This window comes from Azospirillum sp. B506 (assembly GCF_000333595.1).
Classification (GTDB): Bacteria; Pseudomonadota; Alphaproteobacteria; order Azospirillales; family Azospirillaceae; genus Azospirillum.
Genome location: NZ_BADK01000566.1, coordinates 1 through 3,040, shown reverse-complemented (window position 1 = coordinate 3,040; position 3,040 = coordinate 1). Strand labels below are relative to the sequence as shown.

The 3,040-nt window shown below is 72.2% G+C and carries 1 protein-coding gene; it reads left to right on the top strand.

What is annotated here, in order from left to right:
• A partial coding sequence (locus I71_RS16700; RefSeq protein WP_148294269.1) for an SDR family NAD(P)-dependent oxidoreductase occupies positions 1–3,040 on the top strand: 3,040 nt, incomplete at both ends.

Below are 3,040 nucleotides of genomic sequence, written 5' to 3'. Positions count from 1 at the left end.
CCGGCTGGACGTGCCGACGGCCCCCTTGTCGAGGCGGTCCGCCTGGATGGCGCCCTGCAGGTGCTGGTGACGCTGGCACTGGCCTGCGATGGCAAAGCGGTGACCTGGGTGCCGGCCGGCTGGGACGGGATGGATGTGTGCGGCAGCCTGCGCGACTGTGCCTGGGCGCATATCCGCCTGGAAGGTGGCGGGGCGGAGGAACGGCGCGGCAGCATCGGCCTGTTCGATGCCGCCGGCCGGCCGGTCGCACGGCTGTCCGGCCTACGCCTGCGCCCCCTCCGTCGCCTGCCCGCCAGCCGGCCGGACGAACTGTTCCTGCATCGCCGATGGGAATCGATGCCCGCCCCAGCGGCCGGACGCGTGACCGCCGGGGCATGGCTGCTGATCGGCGGCGATGACGGTTTCGCAGCTGAGCTGGCGGCGGCACTGGCACCCCAAGGCACGGTGATGCGGGCGGCGGCGGCCGATCCGCAGCTTGCCCGCATCCTTGCCGGCCGTGCCGACTGGCGCGCGATCATCTATCTCGGCGGACTGGAGGCGCCGGCCGCCGACGGTTTCGCCGGGTCGCTGGCCGTGGCCGGGGCGGCGGCGGCCACCGGCTGCACCGGGCTGCTGACATGCGTCCAGGGGCTGGCCGGCACCGCCCGCTGCCCGCTGTGGGTCGTCACCCGCGGTGCCGAACGCATCGGCACCGAACCGGTGCCCGGTGTGCCGCAGGGTGCGCTTTGGGGTTTTGCCCGCTCGCTCGCCTATGAATATCCCGAGCTGCGCGGTCCGCGCGTCGATCTCGATCCCGCCGGCCTGCCGGACGAGGCCGCACGCCTTGCGCTGCTGATCAGCGGCCATGATCCAGGTCGCGAAAGCGAACTGGCGATGCGGGCCGATGGCATTTGGCGCGCCCGGCTGGCGCGCGGACTGCCCGCCGGTGATGGCGGTGGGACGGCCGGGATGGCGGCGGCATTCCGTGCCGACGCCACCTATCTGGTCACCGGCGGCCTTGGCTTCCTCGGCCGTGGCACGGCGCGCTGGCTGGCGGCCCGCGGCGTCCGCCATCTGCTGCTGGTCGGCCGTTCCGCCGACCAGCCGGAAGCCGCCGCCGACCTTGCCGATCTGCGCACCGCGGGGGTATCGGTCACCCTGGCCGCGGCCGATGTCGCCGACCGCGCGGCATTGGCCGCCCTGATCGCCGACATTACCGCCGACCGGCCACTGCGCGGCGTGGTGCATGCCGCCGGCCTGCTCGATGACGGGCTGCTGACATCGCTGACGCCGGAGCGTTTCGATGCCGTGCTGGCGCCCAAGATCGCCGGCGCCTGGGCGTTGCACGAGCTGACGCGCACGCTGCCGCTGGATTTCTTTGTCCTGTTCTCCTCGGTGATGGGGCTGCTGGGCTCGCCGGGGCAGACCAATTACACCGCCGCCAACAGCTTCCTAGACAGTCTGGCTCGGCACCGCCGGGCGCTTGGCCTGTCGGCGCTCGCCATTGCCTGGGGGACCTTTGGCGAGGGCGGCCTTGCCGCGGCAAGCGAGCGCCGGGCAGACCGGCTCAGCACGCGCGGGCTGGCACCGCTGACGCTGGACGAGGGGCTGGCGGTACTCGACCGGTTGTTGCTCGACCGCCAGTTCCATGGCACGCCGACCGCGGAACTGGCGGTGGCCCGGCTGGATGCCCGGCAATGGCTGGAAGCTCATCCGCAGGCGGGCGGCGATGGCAGCTATCTCGCCAACCTTGCCGCCCTGCCGCCGCGTTCCGCGGCGCCGGCGCAGGGACCGCGACGCATCGATCCGGCGGCCCTGCCCCCGGCCGACCTGCGCCCGGCCACCGAACGGCTGGTCCGGGAACTGGCCGGGGCGGTGCTGCGGCTCGACATCGCCGAAATCCTGCCGGATACGCCATGGACGGCACTCGGCATCGACTCGCTGATGGCGATGGAACTGCGCAACCGGCTGGAAGCGGCCTTCGGGTTGAAACTGTCGGCATCGCTGCTGTGGACCTATCCCAATGCGGGGGCGCTGGCCGGCCATCTGGCCGACCGGCTGCGACCGGCCGCCGAACCGGCATCCGTGACCGTCGCCACCCCCGCCCAATCGGCGGCCAACAGCCGCGAACGGATCGCCATCATCGGCATCGGCTGCCGCTTCCCCGGCGATGTCGACAGCCCGGAAGCCTATTGGTCCCTGCTGTCGGGTGGCATCGACGCGGTGACGGAGCTGCCGGCCGAACGCTGGATCGACACCGGCCACGATATCGCGGCGGCCGGTCCGGCGGCGCGCTGGGCCGGGCAGATCGCCGGCATCGACCGGTTCGACGCCGCCTTCTTCGGCATCGCCCCGCGCGAGGCGCGCAGCATGGACCCGCAGCACCGCATCCTGCTGCAAGTCGCGTGGGAGGCGCTGGAACATGCCGGTCAGCCCGCCGCGGCATTGGCCGGGCGCACCTGCGGCATGTTCCTCGGCATCATGGGCAATGATTACCGCGAACTGGTCCAGGCCCAGAGTGCCGGCAATCTCGATGCCTATGCCACCACCGGCAACGGCCATTCCTTCGCCGCCGGGCGGATCGCCTATGCGCTGGGTCTGCAAGGGCCGTGCGTTGCGGTGGATACGGCCTGCTCGTCATCCCTGGTCGCCCTTCATCTCGCCTGCCGCAGCCTGCGCGACGGCGAAAGCGATGTGGCGCTCGCGGGTGGGGTCAACCTGATCCTGTCGCCCGGCTATATGACCATGCTGTCGGAAACCCAGGCGCTGTCGCCCGACGGCCGCTGCAAGACCTTCGATGCGCGGGCCGATGGCTTCGTGCGCGGGGAAGGTGCGGGGGTGGTGGTACTGAAACGCCTGTCCGACGCACTCCGCGACGGCGACCGGGTATGGGCGCTGGTCGCCGGCTCGGCGGTGAACCAGGATGGCCGGTCGGCCGGCTTCACCGCGCCCAACCGGCTGGCGCAGGAAGCGCTGATCCGCCGCGCGCTCGACCATGCTGGCATGGCGCCGGACCGCGTCGGCTATGTCGAAGCGCACGGCACCGCACGGCGCTGGCGTC